Annotated in this window: 16 protein-coding genes and 1 pseudogene; 5 read left to right on the top strand and 12 right to left on the bottom strand. The window is 73.4% G+C overall.

Annotated features, from left to right (window positions below):
* Positions 1 to 72: 72 nt before the first annotated feature.
* The 5 genes and pseudogenes from ACFYXC_RS26185 to infC all read right to left on the bottom strand — a co-directional run bounded on the left by ACFYXC_RS26185 (position 73) and on the right by infC (position 3,809).
* The gene (locus ACFYXC_RS26185) at positions 73 to 1,227 is read right to left on the bottom strand and encodes an ATP-binding protein (protein ID WP_389554275.1); all 1,155 of its coding nucleotides are present in this window, start codon (positions 1,225 to 1,227) and stop codon (positions 73 to 75) included.
* A 123-nt stretch (positions 1,228 to 1,350) separates the two neighbouring features.
* The gene (locus tag ACFYXC_RS26180; RefSeq protein ID WP_389554274.1) at positions 1,351 to 2,193 is read right to left on the bottom strand and encodes a TrmH family RNA methyltransferase; all 843 of its coding nucleotides are present in this window, start codon (positions 2,191 to 2,193) and stop codon (positions 1,351 to 1,353) included.
* A gap of 107 nt (positions 2,194 to 2,300) precedes the next feature.
* Positions 2,301 to 2,684 (bottom strand): 50S ribosomal protein L20, encoded by a 384-nt coding sequence (rplT, locus tag ACFYXC_RS26175; protein ID WP_003970214.1) that lies wholly within the window; start codon positions 2,682 to 2,684, stop codon positions 2,301 to 2,303.
* 95 nt (positions 2,685 to 2,779) lie between these two features.
* Entirely contained in the window at positions 2,780 to 2,974 is a 195-nt protein-coding gene (gene rpmI / locus ACFYXC_RS26170; protein WP_003947156.1) for a 50S ribosomal protein L35, read from the bottom strand.
* Between the two features lie 129 nt (positions 2,975 to 3,103).
* A pseudogene (infC, locus tag ACFYXC_RS26165) lies at positions 3,104 to 3,809 on the bottom strand (translation initiation factor IF-3).
* A gap of 384 nt (positions 3,810 to 4,193) precedes the next feature.
* On the opposite strand from infC, the gene ACFYXC_RS26160 reads away from it, so the two are divergent.
* Positions 4,194 to 4,550 (top strand): DUF1844 domain-containing protein, encoded by a 357-nt coding sequence (locus ACFYXC_RS26160; protein ID WP_388913653.1) that lies wholly within the window; start codon positions 4,194 to 4,196, stop codon positions 4,548 to 4,550.
* Positions 4,551 to 4,599: 49 nt separating this feature from the next.
* On the opposite strand, the gene ACFYXC_RS26155 is transcribed toward ACFYXC_RS26160, so the two are convergent.
* A complete protein-coding gene (locus ACFYXC_RS26155) occupies positions 4,600 to 5,331 on the bottom strand; it encodes an SseB family protein (RefSeq protein ID WP_389554273.1) in 732 nt (243 codons plus the stop codon).
* A gap of 323 nt (positions 5,332 to 5,654) precedes the next feature.
* On the opposite strand from ACFYXC_RS26155, the gene ACFYXC_RS26150 reads away from it, so the two are divergent.
* Complete coding sequence (locus tag ACFYXC_RS26150; RefSeq protein ID WP_389554272.1) at positions 5,655 to 6,407, top strand: serine hydrolase; 753 nt, start codon at positions 5,655 to 5,657, stop codon at positions 6,405 to 6,407.
* Between the two features lie 52 nt (positions 6,408 to 6,459).
* On the opposite strand, the gene mycP is transcribed toward ACFYXC_RS26150, so the two are convergent.
* Entirely contained in the window at positions 6,460 to 7,686 is a 1,227-nt protein-coding gene (mycP, locus tag ACFYXC_RS26145) for a type VII secretion-associated serine protease mycosin (protein ID WP_389554271.1), read from the bottom strand.
* The gene (locus ACFYXC_RS26140) at positions 7,683 to 9,752 is read right to left on the bottom strand and encodes a hypothetical protein (RefSeq protein ID WP_389554270.1); all 2,070 of its coding nucleotides are present in this window, start codon (positions 9,750 to 9,752) and stop codon (positions 7,683 to 7,685) included. Before ACFYXC_RS26140 ends, mycP begins: the two co-directional genes overlap by 4 nt.
* 186 nt (positions 9,753 to 9,938) lie before the next feature.
* Between ACFYXC_RS26140 and ACFYXC_RS26135 the strand changes: the two genes are divergently transcribed.
* Positions 9,939 to 11,141, top strand: coding sequence for an amino acid deaminase/aldolase (locus ACFYXC_RS26135; RefSeq protein ID WP_389554269.1), 1,203 nt, complete (start codon positions 9,939 to 9,941; stop codon positions 11,139 to 11,141).
* Positions 11,142 to 11,166: 25 nt separating this feature from the next.
* Here ACFYXC_RS26135 and ACFYXC_RS26130 read toward each other — a convergent pair whose 3' ends face one another.
* From ACFYXC_RS26130 to ACFYXC_RS26115, 4 genes are all read right to left on the bottom strand, one after another.
* Entirely contained in the window at positions 11,167 to 12,069 is a 903-nt protein-coding gene (locus ACFYXC_RS26130; RefSeq protein WP_389554407.1) for a DUF2510 domain-containing protein, read from the bottom strand.
* A gap of 85 nt (positions 12,070 to 12,154) precedes the next feature.
* The gene (locus tag ACFYXC_RS26125) at positions 12,155 to 12,949 is read right to left on the bottom strand and encodes a 3-oxoacyl-ACP reductase (protein WP_389554268.1); all 795 of its coding nucleotides are present in this window, start codon (positions 12,947 to 12,949) and stop codon (positions 12,155 to 12,157) included.
* Complete coding sequence (locus ACFYXC_RS26120; protein ID WP_389554267.1) at positions 12,946 to 14,352, bottom strand: aldehyde dehydrogenase family protein; 1,407 nt, start codon at positions 14,350 to 14,352, stop codon at positions 12,946 to 12,948. Before ACFYXC_RS26120 ends, ACFYXC_RS26125 begins: the two co-directional genes overlap by 4 nt.
* A gap of 11 nt (positions 14,353 to 14,363) precedes the next feature.
* Positions 14,364 to 15,728, bottom strand: a complete 1,365-nt coding sequence (locus ACFYXC_RS26115; RefSeq protein WP_389554266.1) for a glutamine synthetase family protein — start codon at positions 15,726 to 15,728, stop codon at positions 14,364 to 14,366.
* A gap of 77 nt (positions 15,729 to 15,805) precedes the next feature.
* Here ACFYXC_RS26115 and ACFYXC_RS26110 point away from each other — a divergent pair, with 77 nt between their 5' ends.
* Both ACFYXC_RS26110 and ACFYXC_RS26105 read left to right on the top strand, forming a co-directional pair.
* Positions 15,806 to 16,573 carry a FadR/GntR family transcriptional regulator gene (locus ACFYXC_RS26110; RefSeq protein WP_388913677.1) on the top strand — a complete coding sequence of 256 codons (768 nt, stop codon included), beginning with the start codon at positions 15,806 to 15,808 and terminating at the stop codon, positions 16,571 to 16,573.
* Positions 16,574 to 16,619: 46 nt separating this feature from the next.
* On the top strand, positions 16,620 to 17,339 hold the full coding sequence (locus ACFYXC_RS26105) for a gamma-glutamyl-gamma-aminobutyrate hydrolase family protein (RefSeq protein ID WP_389554265.1): 720 nt from the start codon (positions 16,620 to 16,622) through the stop codon (positions 17,337 to 17,339).
* Positions 17,340 to 17,597: the final 258 nt, after the last annotated feature.

Raw genomic sequence — 17,597 nt, 5'->3', positions numbered from 1 at the left:
CGCAAAAGTGCCAGAAGCCGATTCTAACGGGGGTGAGGTGTGCGAATGCGCCCGTGGGGGGCCGCTCGGCGGTTACAGCAGATACGCCGGGGTGCCCACGGGCAGCGTAAATCGGAACTGCGCGCCGCCCTCGGGGGCGCGGCCGACCGTGATGGTGCCGCCGTGGGCTTCGACGATGCCCTTGACGATGTACAGCCCGAGGCCGGTGCCGCCGCGCTTGCTGCCCCGCCAGAAGCGGGTGAAGACGCGGTTCATGGACTCCTCCGGGATGCCGGGGCCCTCGTCGCTCACCGTGACCGACGTGCAGGCGTCCTCCCCCTCACGGGGCGACGGCGCGGGCTCTACGTCGATGGTGACGGTTCCCTCGCCGTGCCGCACCGCATTTTCCAGCAGGTTGCTGAGCACCTGGTCGACCTTGTCGGGGTCGGCCCACAGGGCGGGCAGCGGCTGCCCGATGCGCAGCAGGAACCGGTCGGCGGACTGCCCGGAGGCGACGTACGCCTGGATGTGGCGGCCGACGGCGGCGCCGATGTCGACGGGCTGGCGGCGTACCTCCAGGCGTCCGGAGTCGATGCGGGAGATGTCGAGGAGTTCGGCGATCAGCCGCGTGACGCGGTTGGCGTCGGCGTCGACCGTCGACAGCATCAGCTTCTTCTGGTCGTCGGTGAAGCGCTCCCACTTGGCGAGGAGCGTGGCGGTGAAACCCTTCACGGAGGTGAGCGGCGAGCGCAGCTCGTGGGCGACGGTGGCGATCAGCTCGGCGTGGCTGCGCTCGGTGCGCCGGCGGGCCTCGGTGTCGCGGAGCGAGACGACGACGCGGCGGACCGGGCCGGCGGGCCGCACCCGTGTGTACCGCGCCGAGACCAGGACCTCCCGGCCGCCCGGCAGCAGCAGGTTGCGCTCGGGCTGTCCGTTGCGGATCGCGAGACCGCCGTACGGGTCGGTCAGCTGCCACCACCGGCGGCCTTCGAGATCCTCCAGCGGCAGGGCCCGGTCGAGCGGCCGGCCGAGGGCGTCGGCGGCGGGGGTGGCGGTGATGCGGGCGGCGGCGGCGTTGAAGCAGATCACCCGGCCGCGTTCGTCGGCGACGACCAGGCCGTCGGGGAGGTCGTCGGGGTCGATGCCGAGCTCTCCGCGGTCCGCGGGATCAGCGTGCCCGGACGCGGGAGCGCTCCGCACGTCGTGTGCCCGCAGCGCGCTCTGCGCGCCGCTCGTGCCGACCCTCATCCCCGTACCCCACCTCTCGTCCGGCATCCGGGGGCAACCTCCCTGCTCGAGCGCAGCCGAGAGCTTGGGGGTGGATCCCCGAGCCCGTCACCCTACTAGCCATGAGTGACGGAACGGACCCCCTCAGGAACCGGCCCGGCGGGCACGCTGCGCGCGAGCCGACGCGTAGAGACATACGGCGGCGGCCGTCGCGAGGTTCAGGCTCTCGGCCCTGCCGTGAATGGGTACGCGCACGACGGCGTCCGCCAGCGCACGCGTCTCGTCCGGGAGCCCCCACGCCTCGTTGCCGAACACCCAGGCGGTCGGCCCGCCCATGGTGCCCTTGTCGAGCTCGTCGTCCAGGTCGTCCTCGCCTGCGCCGTCGGCGGCGAGGATGCGCACGCCGGCGTCCCGCAGCCCTCGCACCGCCTGCTCCACGGGTACGCCGACCGCCACGGGCAGGTGGAACAGCGAACCGACCGACGCCCGTACGGACTTGGGGTTGTAGAGGTCGACGGAGGCGTCGGTGAGGACGACGGCGTCGGCTCCGGCGGCGTCGGCGCACCGCAGCACGGTGCCCGCGTTCCCGGGGTCGCGCACATGCGCCAGTACGGCGACCAGCGTGGGCCGCGCCTCGACGATCCGCTCGAACGGGGTGTCGAGGAACCGGCAGATCCCGACGAGTCCCTGCGGGGTGACGGTCGTCGAGATGTCCGCGATCACGTCGTCGGCGGCGAGGTGCACGCGGGCCCCGGCGTCGCGGGCCTCCCCCACGATGTCGGCGTACCGCTCCGCGGCGTCGACGGTGGCGAACAGTTCGACGAGCGCGGGCCGGTCCCCGGTCCGGTGTGCGGCGGCCTCCCGCACGGCCTGCGGGCCCTCGGCGAGGAAGAGCCGCTCCTTGCCCCGGAAACTCCGCCGGGCGAGCCGCCGCGCGGCGGAGACCCGCTGGGAGCGGGGAGAGATCAGCTCGGGGCCGGTGGGCATGACGTCACCTTCGGTTCACGGGGCGGGGAGGAGAAAACGCGTGTGGGCCCGCAGCCGAAAAGGCTAGCGGGCCCACACACAGGATCCAGCCGAGGCCGGCGCCGGCGTCACGCAGCCTTGGGCGCGTTGACGTCCGACGGCAGGGCCTTCTGCGCGACCTCGACGAGCGCGGCGAACGCGTTGGCGTCGTTGACGGCCAGCTCCGCGAGGATCTTGCGGTCCACCTCGATGTTGGCGGCCTTCAGACCCTGGATGAGGCGGTTGTACGTCATGCCGTTCTGGCGGGCCGCAGCGTTGATGCGCTGGATCCACAGCTGACGGAAGTCACCCTTGCGCTTCTTGCGGTCGTTGTAGTTGTAGACCAGCGAGTGGGTGACCTGCTCCTTGGCCTTGCGGTACAGGCGCGAACGCTGACCGCGGTAGCCGGAGGCCGCCTCGAGGATCGCCCGGCGCTTCTTGTGGGCGTTGACTGCCCGCTTGACGCGTGCCACTTTTTAACTCCTTGTAGCGGGACCGTGGGTGTCGTCACACGGTCCGAAATCGATGGGGTCCCGGTCCTGGCGTACGGCGCCGAGGCGCCGGTACGTCACTTGCCGAGAAGCTTCTTGATCTTCTTGGCGTCGCCCGGGGCCATCTCGGCGTTGCCGGTGAGGCGGCGCGTCAGGCGCGACGACTTGTGCTCGAGCAGGTGGCGCTTGCCGGCACGCTCGCGGAGCACCTTGCCGGAGCCGGTGATCTTGAAGCGCTTGCTGGCACCGCTGTGCGACTTGTTCTTCGGCATAGCGCCGTTCTCTCCTCGTCAGTGGCGCTCCTGTGCCCGGTCGTGAGACCGGGCACAACGGAACGTCATATGTATCGGTCGACGTCCCCGGACTCGCGTCCGGAAACCCCCTGGGCTCGCGCCCCGGGATCAGGCTTCGGCGGATGCCTCGGCCGGAGCCTCGGTCTCGACGTCGGCATCCGCGGCTTCCGCGTCGGGGATGTCGTCGTCCGCGTGGTTCTGCGACTTGCCCGGGTTGGCCTTCGCCTCCGCCTTGCGAGCCGCCTGGGCCTCGCGGGCCTCGGCCATCGCCTCGGTCTTCTTCTTGTGCGGGCCGAGAACCATGATCATGTTTCGGCCGTCCTGCTTCGGGTTCGACTCGACGAACCCGAGGTCCTCGACGTCCGAGGCGAGCCGCTGCAGCAGTCGGTAGCCGAGTTCCGGCCGGGACTGCTCGCGACCACGGAACATGATCGTGATCTTGACCTTGTCGCCCTGCTTGAGGAACCGGACGACGTGACCCTTCTTGGTGTCATAGTCGTGCGGGTCGATCTTCGGCCGGAGCTTCATCTCCTTGATGACCGTGTGCGCCTGGTTCTTGCGCGCCTCACGGGCCTTCATGGCCGACTCGTACTTGAACTTCCCGTAGTCCATGAGCTTGCAGACCGGCGGACGCGCGGTCGCGGCCACCTCGACCAGGTCGAGGTCGTACTCCTGTGCGAGCTCCAGGGCCTTGGCAAGCGGGACAATCCCGACCTGCTCGCCGCTGGGACCGACAAGTCGTACCTCGGGAACGCGAATCCGGTCGTTGATGCGGGGCTCGGCGCTGATGGATCCTCCTCGGATAGCACCACACGGCTGTCTGGCAGACAGCTCGCGTACGTCTTCTCACTGGACCAACCGCCGCGGCACATGAAAAATGCCCCGGACGGGACACAGGCGGTGGCTCCAAGGATGACCGGAGCACCGCCGCGTCGACCGCGGGGCGCATATCCAGCGGCTCCATCGTCCGTACGGAACGATGGTGGCCGCCTGACCGGGTGACCCGCCGTCCCGGAGGATGGTCGGGTGGGAGATCGGAGCCTCCACTTGCGGGCCGGGCACAGGAGTGTCCGGCCGGTCGTTACACAAGGTTAGCAGCTCCCCCGGGGTGGCGCTAACCGGTGTGCGTGCCCGCCCTCCGGGGGCCCGCCCGCTCCCGCGGGCGGGGGCGGCCGGTCCGGGGCCTATCGTGTGGGGCATGAGTGACACCCCTCCTGAGTCCCCCGGTTTCGACGACATGACCCGCGACATCGCCGAGGTCCCCGCGGTCGAGGTCCTGGTCACGGTCGCCGTCAACCTGATGAGCGCCGCCGCCGTGAAGCTCGGCCTGACCGAGGAGGGCGACAAGTACAAGGACCTCGACGAGGCGCGCAAGCTGGTCCACGCGCTGGCCGGGCTGCTCGACGCGAGCGCCACCGAGATCAGCTCCTTCCACGCGGCCCCGCTGCGGGACGGCCTGAAGTCGCTGCAGCTGGCGTTCCGTGAGGCGTCACTCGTCGCGGACGAGCCGGGCCAGGGCCCGGGCGAGAAGTACACGGGCCCGGTCTTCGGCTGAGCCCCCCTCTTCGGGCTTCCGGCTTCCGGCTTCCGGCTTCCGGGGCGGTCTACCGGCGTGCGTACAGGGGCTCGCCCGGTGGCGTCACGCCGGTCGGCAGCAGGGCCAGGTCGAGGCCGCGCACCAGGCGGGCCCTCAGCGTCTCGTCGGCCGCGAGCCGCCGGGCGACGGCCTGGGCGGTCCCGGCCGGTTCGGCGGACGGGTCCAGGACGAGGGCGAGCGTGCCGTCGGCCTGCCCGGGGCCCAGGTGGGCGCGGAGCACCAGGGGCTCGGCGGCCACCGCGGCGCGTACCGCGGCGACCACCGCGGGATCGGCCAGCGGGTCCGTCGTCGTACGCCCCTCGGCGAGCGCCAGCAGGGCCGGGCCGGTCAGCTCGTACGCGACCGGTCCCGCCAGGTCGAGCACGACCGTGTCGGCCTTCTCGTGCGCGGCGGCCTGCAGGGCCTGGTGCAGGGGTACGGCGACGGGCCGGGCCGCCGGATCCCAGCGGGCCAGTGACTCGGTGGAGGTGAAGGCGGGCAGCGCGGTGCGGCCGCCGGCCTTGAGGGTGGGGACGGCCATGTCGCTGCTCTTCTCCCGTCGCAGCCCGTTCTCGTCCTCCTCCGCCTCTCCCAGCACGGCGACGACGGGAACGAGGAGCCGCGCGTCCTTGAGCGCCGCCAGGACGGGGCCGTGCGCGGACCGGTCCTCGGCCCAGGCCGCGAGCGCCGCGCTCAGCCGGGGGTCGGCGGAGCCGTCGTCGTCGGAGAAACCGGGGTCGGGGATGTTCTTGTTCGCCACGGACACCGACCCTATCGGTGTTCCGAAACCGGTCGTCCACAGGTCTCAGGGGTTTCTCAGCGATCCCTGAGACGCTTCTCACCCGCCGCCGAAGGGGCGCACAGCGGCGTGACCGAGGCTCGCGGCATGGTCCCCCGAAGAGTCGCCGGGCGCAGCGGCCGTCCGTCCCGCGCCAGGCCGCTCGGGCACGTGGCGGTCGTCTCCCTCGTGCTCCTGGCCGCGACCGCCTCGGGGACGGTCCACGTGACGGCCGGGCGCACGACGCGGGTGACCTCGTATCCTCCTCGTCGTCACCCGGCACGACGGCGATCACGGAGGCGACGGTGGGGACCACGGCTGCTCCGACTCCCGCTCCCGCGGCGGACGGCGACGCGCTGCTCGCGGAGGCGATGGGCGACGTCGCCGTCGAGGCCGGGGCGCGGGTGTCGGTGGCGGTGCTGGACGTGGAGTCCGGCCGGAGCGCGGTGTACGGGGACGGGGCGTTCGACACCGCGAGCATCGTCAAGGTCGCCATCCTGGCCGCGCTGCTGTTGCAGGCCCAGGACGCGGGGCGCGGGCTCACCGCTCAGGAGGAGGCGTACGCCGCCGCGATGGTCCGCGACAGTGACAACGCGTCAGCCTCCGCGCTGTGGACGGCGATCGGCCGGGCGGAGGGACTGGAAGAGGCCGGTGAACGCCTCGGGCTCGTCGCCACCGAGGGCGGGGACGGGCCGCTGTGGGGGCTGACCCGGACCACGGCGGCCGACCAACTCACCCTGCTGGGACAGGTCTTCGGAGACGACTCGGCACTCGACGCGGACGCGCGGGACTACCTGCGAGGGCTGATGGGCGGCATCGCCGAGGGGCAGGACTGGGGTGTGTCGGCCGCCGGGTCGTCCGGATCCGCCCTGAAGAACGGGTGGTTGCCGCGGAGCGCGACCGGGCTGTGGGACATCAACAGCATCGGGCGGGTGGTCGTGGACGGACGCGCGTATCTGATCGCGGTGCTGTCCGACGGCAACTCCGGCAAGGACCGGGGGATCGCGATGGTGGAGGCGGCTGCCAAGGCCGCCGTGTCCGTCTTCGCGACCGCCTGACGCGCGCCACGGGCCCGGTCGGGACAGGGCGGGGCGGGCAACGGAGCCGGGCTCAGGGGGCGTCGGTGTGGCGGGGGCGTCTGCTGCCCCGCCAGAGGATGACCGCCACGACGATCAGCACTCCGCCCGCGCTGCCTGCCAGGGGGCCGGCCCAGGCGGTGGAGGGCCCGTCGTCCTCGGCGGTGTCCGGGCCGTCGCCGAAGTACTTGTCGGAGTGGGCCGCCGCGGCCAGGCCGTCCGGCTTCAGGCCCGCCGCCGCCTTGATGGCTGCCGCGGGATCCACGAAGCCGGCTCCCCGGGAGTCGTCGCGGCCGCCGGCGGGCGCGTTGCGGGCCGTCTCCTCCAGGAGTTCCTTGATCTGTGCCGGGGACAGCCCGGGGTGGGCCGCCTTGACGAGGGCGACGGCGCCGGACACGAAGGCCGAGGCCGCGCTGGTGCCCCAGCCCTCGTAGTACTTCCGGTCGGGGTCGGCGATGACGACGTCGACGCCGGGGGCGCTGACCGTGGCGTACCAGCGGCGGGTGGAGAACGAGGCGCGGGTGCCGTAGCGGTCGACGGCGGTCACGGCGATCACGCCCGGGTAGGCCGCCGGGTACGAGATGTGGTCGCCCCGCTCGCCGCCGTTGCCGGCCGAGGCGACCACGGCGGCGCCCTTCTTCAGGGCGTACTGGACGGCGGCGTCCTCGGACGCCTCCGGGTGGGCGGACTTGGAGTCGTCGCCGAGGGAGAGGTTGATGACGTCGGCGCCGTGGTCGGCGGCCCACCGGATGCCTTCGGCGAGGGCGTTGCCCCGGGTGTTGCGGGCCTTGCCACGGGCCGAGTCCCCGTCCTCCAGGATCACGCGGACGGGGAGGATCTTCGCTTCCGGGGCGATGCCCATGACGCCGTCGGCGTTGCCCGCGCCGTGTCCGTGGCCCGCGATGATGCCGGCCATCGCCGTGCCGTGCCTGGCCCAGGGCCGGTCGCCGCGTCCGGCGCCGAAACCGACCATGTCCTTGCCGGTCAGGACGTTGCCCGCCAGGTCGGGGTGCTCGTCGTCGACGCCCGTGTCGAGGACGGCGACGGTGATGCCGCCGCCCTTGGTCGTCTGCCACGCCTCCGTGGTGTGCATCGCGTCCAGGGCCCACTGCTTCGCGCGGATGCCGTCGGCGTGCGCGGCCGTGGACGGGAGGAGGGCCAGCCCGGCGGCCAGGACGGCGACCAGGGCACCCCTTCCGCGCGGGGCCCTGCGGATGCCGTGGGGGCCTCCACGGTTTCCGTGGGGCGCCTTGCGGGTCATGACGGCTTCTCCGTGGCCGAGTCGACGGTCCCGCGCAGGCTTCGCTCGACGCGGTCGGCGAGGCCCTGCGCGTCGTGGCCGAGGCCGGCCTGGGCGGTGGGCGTGGTGGCGTCGGCCTTCATCGCGTCCTCGGCGGGCTGCGGTTCGGTGACGGTGCGGCCGTCGGCGAAGCCGGAGACCGCGTAGGCGACGACCGGGGCATCGGTCAGGACCGACAGCGTCCAGGACGCGCGCTGGCCGTCGCCGAAGCCGGCGGAGACCGTGCCCTTCGCGGCGTACGGGCGGGGCATCAGGTCGCGGCGGCTGTCGAGCCCCTGCGTCTCGAACCGGCGGCGCAGAGCACCCATGGCGGCGGCGTCGGCCTTGGTGAACAGCAGGCCGACCGTGGTGACATGGCTGCGGGTCGCGTCCGTGTAGGTGGCGCGCAGGAGGCGGAGGCAGCCGGCGGGGGCGAGTGCCTTCTGCAGCAGCGGGTCGAAGGCGCCCTCGCAGCCGCTGTCGGGGGCCACGGCGACACGGGTCCAGGTACGGTCGGCGCCGCCGGGGCCCGCGCCCTCGCCCTTGACCGTGGGCGGGAAGAGCTCGTCGACGGGGACGCTGTGCCACAGGTCGCCGGCCGCCGTGAACGCGTCCCGCTGCCCGGACCCGTCCGAGCTGTCCCCGGTGAGCCAACTCCCGGTCACGGCACCGCCGATGAGGCCGAGCCCCAGCACCACGCAGGCCGTGGCGGCCGCCACGGCGCCCCGCCGGCGAGGGCCCGCCGGACGCGTGTGCGCGGTGTCGTCGTCGTACGTGTCCGGGGGCGCGAGGGACACGAAGGGCCGGTGCGGCACCTCGTGCGGAGACCGGGGGACGTGCCGGGCGGGGCCGGGGAAGGGCACACCCGTGAAGGACTCTCCACCGGTGAAGGACTCGCCGCCGGTGAACGGCTCTCCGGTGAACGACTCGCCCGGACCGGGCACGGGCCTGGTGGACACGGGCCCGCCGGACGGCGGTGTGCTCGGCGCCGGAGGCGGGCCGGCGGGGGCGGGCCGGAGCCGGGTCGTGTTCTCCGGCGGGGCCTCGCCGGGGGCTGCGGTACGCCGCGCGAAGGGGTGCGGGGTGCCCGGGCGGGACGCCGGAGGCGGACTCACGGGACGGTGCCCGGCACGCGACTCGGCCGGCGCGAAGGGCGGCGGGGCGGTGTGCCGTCGGGTCGCGCCGGGTCCGGGCGGCGGGGTGACCCGCTGTTCCCCGGTGTGCGTCCGGGGTGCCGGGGTGTCGGGTCGCGGTGGGGCGAAAGGGCGCGGGGGCAGGCCCGTGCCGGAGGGGGTTCGGGGCTCGGTGGCGGGGTGGGGCGGGGCCTGCCCGTCGGCGCCGTTCGGCACGGGGCGGGGCTCGGTGGCGGGACGCGGCGGGGCGTCGCGCCGGTCGGCCCCCGGAGCACGGGGCCCGTCCGCCGGACGCTGCGGGGAGTCACTCCGATGCGCACGTCCGGCGTCCGGTCCTGACGCCGGTCCGGTGGCCGGGCGCGGCGGGACGTTCGTCCACTCGGCGCCTCCCATGGGGGCGCGCGGTCGCGTCGTCGGGCGGGGCGGGGAGACGTCCTGGACGGCCCGTCCCGCGTCCGCCTCCGGCCCGGTGCCCGGACGCGGCGTGACACCCGCCCACTCGGCGGCGCCGAGGGGAGCGCTCGGTCGGGTCGCGGGGCGCGGCGGGACGCGCGTCCCGCCGGGCGGCGTGTCCGGGAAGCGGGCCGAGGCCGGTGGCGGCGGATGCGTCTCGGAGGTCTGTCGTTCCCCGCCGGTGGGGCGCAGGTCGGGGAAGCGCGGTGCGCCGGACGAGAAGGTGTCCGCAGGGCCGGCTCCGGTGCTTGCGTCGGACGCGCGCGGTCGCGGCGGTGTGCCGGCGGGACGCGGCCCGAACCAGTCGCCCCCGGCGGGTTCCGCGGCCTCGCGGTCCGTGTCCGGTCGCGGGCCGGTGTCCTCGGCCCCCTCCGACGGCTGTCGTCCGCTCTCCGTCACGGGCGGCCCCGGTGGTGTCGACGGGCGTGGAGGGATGGAGGCGCGGCGCGCTTCCGTGCTCATGCACCCCCCGTTTCCTCGACCCGGACGTCCGGCTCGCCGAAGGAACCCCTCCGGATCCGTTCCCCGCTTGCGTGCGCGTCACTCTACGGGTTGACACCCCGCGCGGGGGAACCAGTCCGCGGGCCCGGGGCATCTGCCCGGAACGTCCCCCTACCCTGCGGTGATCCGGTCTGGCAGGCTTCGCACATGACAGCCCGTGCCGCAGACCGGGCCCGCTACGACCGGGCCACCGCTCATCTGGACGCCCCCGTCGCGATCGTGGACCTCGACGCGTTCGACGCCAACGCGGACGATCTCGTACGGAGGGCCGGGGGCAAGCCCGTACGCGTGGCGAGCAAGTCGGTGCGGTGCCGGGCCCTGCTGGAGCGGGTGCTCGCCCGGGAGGGTTTCGCCGGGCTGATGTCCTACACGCTCGCGGAGTCGCTGTGGCTGGCACGCTCCGGCTTCGACGACGTACTGCTCGCCTATCCGTCCGCCGACCGGGCGGGGTACGCGGAGCTCACCGGCGATCCCAAGCTGGCCGCCGCCGTGACCGTCATGATCGACGACCCGGCCCAGCTGCGGCTGATCGACGACGGCAGGGACGGCGGGCGCGAAGAGGTGCGCGTCTGCCTGGAGTTGGACACCTCGCTGAGGATGCTGGGCGGCCGGATCCGGGTCGGCGCCCTGCGCTCGCCGCTGCGCTCCGCCGCCCAGGTCGCCGAGATGGCGCGCACGATCGCCCGCCGGCCCGGGTTCCGGCTCGTGGGGATCATGGCGTACGAGGGACACATCGCCGGCGTGGGTGACGACCTGCGGGGGCGCCCGCTGCGGTCGCGCGCGATCCGGCTGATGCAGGCCACGGCCCGCAGGGAGCTGGCGCGGCGCCGGGCGGAGGTCGTGCGGGCCGTCCGTGCCGTCGCGCCGGACCTGGAGTTCGTCAACGGCGGCGGCACGGGCAGTGTCCAGCACACGGCCGCCGAGGACGCGGTGACCGAGATCGCGGCCGGGTCGGGTCTGTACGTGCCGCGGCTCTTCGACAACTACACGTCGTTCAGCGGGCGTCCGGCCGCGCTGTTCGCCCAGCCCGTCGTGCGCCGGCCGGGCGTCGGCGTGGTGACCGTCCTCGGCGGCGGCCATCCGGCGTCGGGCGCCCCGGGCCCCGACCGGCTGCCCGTGCCGTACCTCCCGGAGGGGCTGCGGTACGACTCCCAGGAGGGCGCCGGTGAGGTGCAGACGCCGCTGCTCGGCTCGCCCGCGGACGATCTGCTGATCGGCGACAAGGTGTGGTTCCGGCACGCGAAGGCCGGGGAGCTGTGCGAGCGGTTCGACACGCTGCACCTGGTGGCGGGCGACACCGTGACGGCGTCGGTGCCCACGTACCGCGGCGAGGGCCACACCTTCCTGTAGGCCCCGGCCCGCCCGCGGTGCGGTGCTACCGCGAGGGGCCGATGCTGCTGCCCACGCCGCCGCCCGTGTCGGCGTCGCCGACCGGCCGGATTCCCTCGGTGATCCGGTCCATGTCGGCGAGCGGCGGCCCGTCCTCGCCCGCGTCGAAGACGTACCGCACCATGACCAGTGACTCCGAGCCGACGCTGGAGGGGAACGCCATCGACTGCACGTAACCGCCCGGTCCGGCCTCCGTCCGTACGCGCCAGCGCACGAAGTACCCGGTGCGCCCCGCGACCGCCACCGGCCCCTGCTCGACCAGTCGGTGGGACGTGATGCCGTGGAAGGGGCGCTGCTCGACCCTGTTGCGGTCGTACGCCAGGTCGGCGGCTTCGGAGATGTCGCCCTTGGCGAGGGCCTCGGGGGACTTCTCGTCGTTCGCGGTGACCGTGCGGGAGCTGACCGTGCCGTGGCGGCAGAGCCCGTCGTCGCCCGGGCAGTCGTACGTCCCCGGTGTGGTCATCACGACGTCGGTGTCGGAGACGTTCTCGGGTCTGGCCCAGCCGTCGAGGAGCGGCAGGGTGATGCCGTTGAGCTCGTCCACGACGACGCCGGGGTCGGCCTCGGACGGTTCCGGTGCGGACTCCGGGGACGGGGACGACGCGCTCGCCGGGGCCGTGGGCGTCGGCGCGGTTCGCGCCCCGGGGTCGCCGTCGCCGTCGTCCCCGCTCAGGACGACGGCGCCGGTCACGATGGCGGCGACGAGGACGGTCGCCGCGGTGGTGAGGGCGACCGCCTTGGCGCGTCCGGTCGGTCCGTCGCCCACGGGCACCGGCACCGTCGGCGGCGCCTCGGGGTACCTGCGGTGCTCGGTCCAGGCGGTCCCGTCCCACCAGCGCTCCGTGTGCGGGGCGGAGGGGTCCCGGTACCAGCCGGGCGGGGTCGTCATGCTCATCCCGGCACTCTAGGCGCCGCCCGGCACCGCCACACAGGTCACCTCCGGACAGGTCCGGGGCCGGTTCCGGAGCCCGGTTCTAGAGCGGGGTGACGTACGCGCCCGAGATCCCGCCGTCCACCAGGAAGTCCGTGGCGTTCACGAACGACGAGTCGTCGCTGGCGAGGAAGGCGACCGCGGCGGCGATCTCGTCGGCCTCCGCGAACCGCCCGAGCGGGATGTGCACGAGGCGGCGCGCGGCCCGCTCCGGATCCGTGGCGAACAGTTGCTGGAGGAGGGGTGTGTTGACCGGTCCGGGGCACAGGGCGTTGACCCGGATGCCCTCGCGGGCGAACTGCACGCCCAGCTCACGGGACATGGCCAGCACACCGCCCTTGGACGCGGTGTACGAGATCTGCGAGGTCGCGGCGCCCATCCGGGCCACGAAGGAGGCGGTGTTGATGATCGACCCCCTGCCCTGGCGGCGCATGTAGGGGATCGCGGCCTTGCAGCACAGGTAGACGGACGTCAGGTTGACCTCCTGGACGCGTTTCCACGCCTCGAGACCGGTCTCCAGGATCGAGTCGTCGTCGGGTGGCGATATGCCCGCGTTGTTGAAGGCGATGTCGACGGATCCGTAGGTGTCGTACGCGGTCCTGAAGAGCGCCTCGACCTGTTCGGGGTCGGTGACGTCGGCCCTGACGAAGATCCCGCCGGTCTCGTCCGCGGCGGCCTTGCCGCGGGTCTCGTCGACGTCGCCGCAGACGACGTGTGCGCCTTCGGAGGCGAGCCGGCGGGCGCTGGCGAGGCCGATGCCGCTGCCGGCTCCCGTGATGACGGCGGTACGGCCGACCAGGCGGCGGCAGACGACGGCGTCGTCGGTCGATGAGGTCACTGTGCGGGGCCCTCCGTACTGATGAAGACGTTCTTGGTCTCGGTGAAGGCGGCCAGTGCGTCGGGCCCGAGTTCGCGGCCGACACCGGACTGCTTGAAGCCGCCGAAGGGGGTCCAGTAGCGGACGCTGGAGTGGGAGTTGACGGAGAGGTTCCCGGCGCGTACGGCACTCGACACCCGCAGGGCGCGGCCCACGTCGCGGGTCCAGATCGAGCCGGAGAGGCCGTAGTCGGTGGCGTTGGCGAGGCGGACCGCGTCGGCCTCGTCCTCGAAGGGGAGGACGACGGCGACCGGCCCGAAGACCTCCTCGACGGCCACGCGCGCGTGGGGCCCGACCCCGGTCAGGACGGTGGGCGGGAACCAGAAGCCGGGGCCTTCGGGGGCCGCGCCCCTGATGCCCGCCAGGTCGTCGGTGACGTACGACCGTACGCGGTCCAGCTGGGCCCGGGAGATCAGCGGGCCCATGGCGGTCTTCTCGTCGGCCGGGTCGCCGACGACGACGGACTCGACGGCGGGGGCGAGGAGTTCGAGGAAGCGGTCGTACACCGGACGCTGGACGAGGATGCGGGTGCGGGCGCAGCAGTCCTGGCCGGAGTTGTCGAGGAAGGACATGGGGGTGGCGGCGGCCGCGGTCTCGAGGTCGGCGTCGGCGAAGACGATGTTGGGGCTCTTGCCGCCGAGTTCGAGGGTGACGTGCTTGAGGAGCGCCGCCCCCTTGGCCGACACCTGTCTGCCGACGGCCGTCGACCCCGTGAAGACGATCTTCGCGACGCCGGGGTGTTCGACCAGCGCGTTCCCGGTGACGGCCCCCGCGCCGGGCAGGACCTGGAAGAGGTGCTCGGGGAGCCCTGCCTCCAGTGCCAGAGCGGCCAGCCGCAGTGCCGTCAGCGGGGTCGTCTCGGCCGGCTTCAGGATGACGGCGTTGCCGGCCGCGAGCGCGGGGGCCGTGCCCCAGGCCGCGATCGGCATCGGGAAGTTCCAGGGCGCGATGACACCGACCACGCCCAGCGGTTCGAGGATCGTGACGTCGAGGCCGCCCGGTACGGGGATCTGGTGTCCGGTGAGCCGCTCCACTCCCCCGGCCGCGTAGTCGAGCAGATCACGGACGTTGCCCGCCTCCCAGCGGGCGTTCCCGATGGTGTGCCCGGCCTCGCGAACCTCCATCTGGGCGAGTTCCTCGCGGTGTTCGTCGACGACGACGGCGAACCGGCGCAGCAGCCGGGCGCGCTCCCCGGGGGCGAGGGCGGCCCAGCCGGTCTGCGCCTTCGCGGCCCGTGCGACAGCGGCGTCGACGTCCGCCGGACCGGTCCCCCGGACGGTGGCGACGACCTCTTCGGTGGCCGGGTTGAGCACGAGGACCTCGTGTCCTCCGGGCTCCTCGGACCGGGCGGGGGTGTGCGACAACGAAGGACCTCTCACATGCGTTCGAAGGAGCGGCGGAGCTCCCAGTCGGTCACCGCGGCGTCGAAGGCGTCCAGTTCGACGCGCGCCATGTTGCGGTAGTGCGCGACCACCTCGTCACCGAAGGCGGACCGGGCGATGGGACTGTTCTCCCAGACCTCGGCGGCCTCGCGCAGGGTGGTGGGCACGTGCTCGTACCCGGCGGTGTAGGCGTTTCCCGTGCACGCCTCGGGCAGGTCCAGCTTCTGCTCGATGCCGTGCAGGCCGGCGGCGACCAGGCCGGCGACCGCCAGGTGCGGGTTGACGTCCCCGCCGGGCAGCCGGTTCTCGAAGCGCAGCGAGCGGCCGTGGCCGACGACGCGCAGCGCACAGGTCCGGTTGTCGCGGCCCCAGGCGACGGCGGTCGGCGCGAACGAGCCCGGCTGGAACCTCTTGTACGAGTTGATGTTGGGCGCGTACAGCAGGGAGAAGTCCCGCAGCGCGGCGAGCTGCCCGGCGAGGAAGTGCCGCATCACCGGGGACATGCCGGCCTCCCCGTCACCGGCCATCACACTCGTGCCGTCGGTGTCGGCGAGCGAGAGGTGGATGTGGCAGGAGTTGCCCTCACGTTCGTTGTACTTGGCCATGAAGGTGAGCGAGACGCCCTCCTGGGAGGCGATCTCCTTGGCGCCGGTCTTGTAGATGGCGTGCTGGTCACAGGTGACCAGGGCGTCGTCGTACTTGAACACGATCTCGTGCTGCCCGGGGTTGCACTCCCCCTTGGCGGACTCGACGGTCAGCCCGGCCGCCGCCATCTCGTTGCGGATCCTGCGCAGCAGCGGCTCGATACGTCCGGTCCCGAGCACGGAGTAGTCGATGTTGTACTGGTTGGCGGGCGTGAGCCCCCGGTAGCCGCTGTCCCACGCCTGTTCGTACGTGTCCTTGAAGACGATGAACTCCAGCTCGGTGCCGACCCGGGCGGTGAGGCCGTGCTCGGCGAGGCGCTCCAGCTGGCGCCGCAGGATCTGGCGGGGCGCGGCCACGACGGGCGAGCCGTTCTCCCAGGCGAGGTCGGCCACGAGCATGGCCGTGCCGGCGTTCCACGGCACCCGGCGCAGGGTGCTCACATCCGGGTGCATGGCGAAGTCGCCGTAGCCACGCTCCCAGGACGACATCTCGTACCCGTCGACCGTGTTCATGTCGGTGTCGACCGCGAGGAGGTAGTTGCAGCCCTCCGTGCCGTGCTGCAGGACCTCGTCGAGGAAGAAGCGGGCGGCGAACCGCTTGCCCTGGAGGCGGCCCTGCATGTCCGGGAAGGCCAGGACGACCGTGTCGATCTCGCCGCTCGCGACGAGGGCGTGCAGTTCCTCGACGCTGAGAGGTGGTGTGCGGTCCGCCACGGGAAAAGCCTCCTTCGGTCAGCCCAGAGCCATAAGGTATGGCCGGGAACCATTGCTTGGGAAGGGGGCGCGGCCAGATGTCGCAGCCGGACCCGCACGGCCCGGACGCCCGGCCGGCACCGGCCGTCGCCGGCGACCGGCTGGCCCCTGTCCTGCGGCCGGTGCGCGCGGGCAACGGCTTCGAGGAGGCCCTGGAGCAGATCCTCCAGGTCGTACGGCTCGGTCTGGTCCCGGCAGGCGAACGCCTGCCCGCGGAGCGGGAGTTGGCGGAACGGCTGGGGATCAGCCGCGTCACGCTGCGCGAGGTCCTGAAGGTCCTCCAGGACCAGGGGCTCGTCGAGTCCCGGCGCGGCCGGTACGGCGGCACGTTCGTACGGGCCCGGTCCGGGGCGGCCGGCGAGGCCGAACTGCGCCGGCGCGTCGAGATCGAGCGGGTCGACATCGAGGACGTCCTGCGCTTCCGGGAGGTGCTGGAGGTCGGCGCGGCCGAACTGTGCGCGGCCCACGGCCTCTCCACCGGGCAGGCCGGACTGCTGCGCACGGCGCTGGCCCGCACGCAGGACGCCCCGCTGGCGGAATACCGGCGCCTCGACACCCTTCTCCACCTGACCCTCGCCGAGCTGTGCGGTTCGCCGACCCTCGCCGCCCGGTACGCGGCCGTCCGCTCGACCGTGAACGACCTCCTCGACTGCATCCCCCTCCTCGTACGCAACCTGGAACACTCGCAGCGCCAGCACACGGCACTGGTCGAGGCGGTGCTGGCCGGGGACGCGGAGGGGGCGCGCGAGGCGATGCGGGAGCACTGCGCGGGTACGGCGGCGCTGCTGCGCGGCTTCCTGACCTAAAGGTCTGCGGGCGGTCCAATGAACAGACGAGAAACAGGAACCGAGGATGACGAACAGACCGCTGATAGGTGTCAGTACGTACCTGGAGACCGCACGGTGGGGCGTGTGGGAGCTGGAGGCCGCGCTGCTGCCGGCCGGCTATCCGCGGCTGGTCCAGGCGGCGGGGGGCTCGGCCGTGATGCTGCCGCCGGACGACCCGGCGTACGCCGCCGGGGTCGTCGCCCGCCTCGACGGTCTGGTGATCGCGGGGGGCCCGGACGTGGACCCGTCCCGGTACGGGGCCGAACGCGATCCGCGCTGCGGGCCCGAGGCGCGGGCCCGGGACAGCTGGGAACTCGCCCTCATCGAGGCCGCGATGGCCTCCGGGACGCCGCTGCTCGGTATCTGCCGGGGGATGCAGCTGCTGAACGTCGCGCTCGGGGGGACGCTCGTGCAGCACATCGACGGGCACGCCGAGACGGTGGGGGTCTTCGGGCGGCATGCGGTGAAGCCGGTGCCGGGGTCGCTGTACGCGGGGCTGGTCGACGAGGAGGTGTCCGTGCCGACGTACCACCACCAGGCGGTGGACCGGCTGGGAGCGGGGCTCGTGGGGAGCGCGTACGCGGCGGACGGCACGGTGGAGGCCATCGAACTGGCCGGTCCCGGGTGGGTGCTGGGGGTTCAGTGGCATCCCGAGATGGGCGCGGACCTGTGCGTGATGCGGGGTCTGACGGCAGCCGCGACCCGCCGTCTTGGCTCGCGCCCCCCTGATCGGACCCGCGCCTGACCGCGCAGTTCCCCGCGCCCCTGAGCCGCCCCTGAGGAAGCGGGGTTTCGGACCGTTGCCGACCACCGGCCGCCGTGGGTTGCTCGCGCCGTTCCCCGCGCCCCTGAGGAAGTGGGCGGCTCGGACCGTTGTCGGGCGCCGGCCGTCGTCGGTTGCTCGCGCCGTTCCCCGCGCCCCTTACGGGGCGGTCCGGTGGTGAGGGGGTGGGGTGGGATGTGTGGTCGCAGCGTACGACGACTCCCACCCGCCTTCCGGCAG

Source organism: Streptomyces sp. NPDC002701 (assembly GCF_042889045.1).
Classification (GTDB): domain Bacteria; phylum Actinomycetota; class Actinomycetes; order Streptomycetales; family Streptomycetaceae; genus Streptomyces.
The sequence above is the reverse complement of the archived record's forward strand: the minus strand, read 5'-3'. Positions and strand labels throughout refer to the sequence as shown.